Source organism: Vibrio sp. Isolate33, from assembly GCF_022397895.1.
Taxonomy (GTDB): Bacteria; Pseudomonadota; Gammaproteobacteria; order Enterobacterales; family Vibrionaceae; genus Vibrio; species Vibrio pomeroyi.
Window position 1 is genome coordinate 1 of record NZ_JAKEUP010000039.1, and the last position, 1787, is coordinate 1787.

1 protein-coding gene and 4 tRNA genes are annotated in these 1787 nt (G+C 44.5%); 1 reads left to right on the top strand and 4 read right to left on the bottom strand.

What is annotated here, in order from left to right; translation table 11 throughout:
- Window positions 1-83 precede the first annotated feature (83 nt).
- Window positions 84-157: transfer RNA gene (locus L1D37_RS23845), tRNA-Cys, on the bottom strand.
- 66 nt (window positions 158-223) lie between these two features.
- A tRNA-Leu gene (locus L1D37_RS23850) sits at window positions 224-310 on the bottom strand.
- A 344-nt stretch (window positions 311-654) separates the two neighbouring features.
- Between L1D37_RS23850 and L1D37_RS23855 the strand changes: the two genes are divergently transcribed.
- Complete coding sequence (locus L1D37_RS23855) at window positions 655-1443, top strand: lipase (RefSeq protein WP_239849351.1); 789 nt, start codon at window positions 655-657, stop codon at window positions 1441-1443.
- 75 nt (window positions 1444-1518) lie between these two features.
- Here L1D37_RS23855 and L1D37_RS23860 read toward each other — a convergent pair.
- Together L1D37_RS23860 and L1D37_RS23865 are read right to left on the bottom strand one after the other, a co-directional pair.
- Window positions 1519-1592, bottom strand: a tRNA-Cys gene (locus L1D37_RS23860).
- A gap of 64 nt (window positions 1593-1656) precedes the next feature.
- Window positions 1657-1743: transfer RNA gene (locus L1D37_RS23865), tRNA-Leu, on the bottom strand.
- Window positions 1744-1787 lie beyond the last annotated feature (44 nt).

Sequence of the window (1787 nt, forward strand, 5' to 3'; positions counted from 1 at the left end):
GGCAAGGTTGGGCAAGGTTGCGCTCTACCAACTGAGCTAGTATCGCATTTTCATTCATCAGCTTTCTAAAATGAAAGAGAGAATGGAGGCGCCTCCCGGAGTCGAACCGAGGTCCACGGATTTGCAATCCGCTGCATAGCCACTCTGCCAAGGCGCCTTTAATAGTGTTTTAAGAGAACAACTCTTTGTTCATCACTCTACTCAAAAGTAGAAGTAAGATAGATGGTGCCCCGGGCCGGACTTGAACCGGCACAGCGCGAACGCCGAGGGATTTTAAATCCCTTGTGTCTACCAATTCCACCACCAGGGCAACGCAATCTTGCGATGCTGATTACTGAAAGTAAAACACCATCTCTCAGCGACCTAAGCCGTGAGAACGAGGTGTACTTTAACGGATGAAAAAAATTCGTCAACAATAAATTTTATCTTTTAATTCAAGTGATTAATTATCACCCTCCAAAGAATAAATTTAGTGCAGCTTGCACGGTTCTTATACGTTGATCTCTAGTTTTACAACGCTATTTACTAGCTAGGATTAACTGCGACAGCGGCCTATTTCAATTTTTCTATAACGAATCAAGTAAATGGTGTTTTCATGTGCTTTTCACATTCAACGACTAGAGTTCTAAGTAACTCTAATTAAGAAGCAAACATGTGAAGCCATTAAAACGATACCAATATGAGCGCTACGCCGTTCTTTGTAACCTCGCCTACCCTAGAGTTTTCAAACAAACTCGCTATGGTTTCGATCCTAATGGACAGCGCATCATAAAGAACCAGTTTGGTAAAACCATGATTCGAGTACTTTGGAGCAGCGACAAAGACGAAGTGGTTGTTGTTATTAAAGGGTCACACAGCGTGTCAGACTGGCTGCTTAACTTCGCCCTATGGACAAGAAGCTGCAAAAGGATTGGACTGAATTATCGAGTGCATGCTGGCTTCTATCATCTGATGTTTCAAGAAAGCCAACCAAATCGTAATGAAGATAAGCTTGGTTTGACGGTAATTGAACGGTTGGAAGCGACGCTCATCCCGCTTTTAGAACAAGGAAAAAGAATCTCTATTACTGGTCACTCATCCGGTGGTGCTATTGGTTGTGTGTTTGCTGACTACTTTGAGCAAAAATATCCAGGCTGCGTAAAGCGAATCGTGACCTTTGGGCAACCTGCGATTGGTGATTGGAGTTTCCGAAAGCACTATCGCTTGAGCAAGAAGACCTACCGAGTCTGCTGTGATATCGACATCGTGACCTTCATGCCACCCGTGCCTTTACTGTACTGGCATGTAGGAAAGGTGCTTTGGCTCTACAACGGCAGAATCTATGAGAACACCCCAACTTTTATTCGCCTTGGACGTTCTATTTTTAGTTGGTTGATAAGACCTTTCTCTTACCACTTGATGAGCAAGTATATCCGGAATAAGGATTTCTTTGATAAACATTGAAATGAGCACGTAGGAAGTTTTTGGGGATGCCAGAAACGAAAAAACCAGCCGCTAGGACTGGTTTCTTCTGAATGATGGAGGCGCCTCCCGGAGTCGAACCGAGGTCCACGGATTTGCAATCCGCTGCATAGCCACTCTGCCAAGGCGCCTTCAATAGTGTTTTAAGAGAACAACTCTTTTGAATGCTACCTAGAGAGGTAACAACCAAATAGATGGTGCCCCGGGCCGGACTTGAACCGGCACAACGCGAACGTCGAGGGATTTTAAATCCCTTGTGTCTACCAATTCCACCACCAGGGCACGCAATTCTTTATTGCGATGCCGATTACTGAAAAGTAAAACAC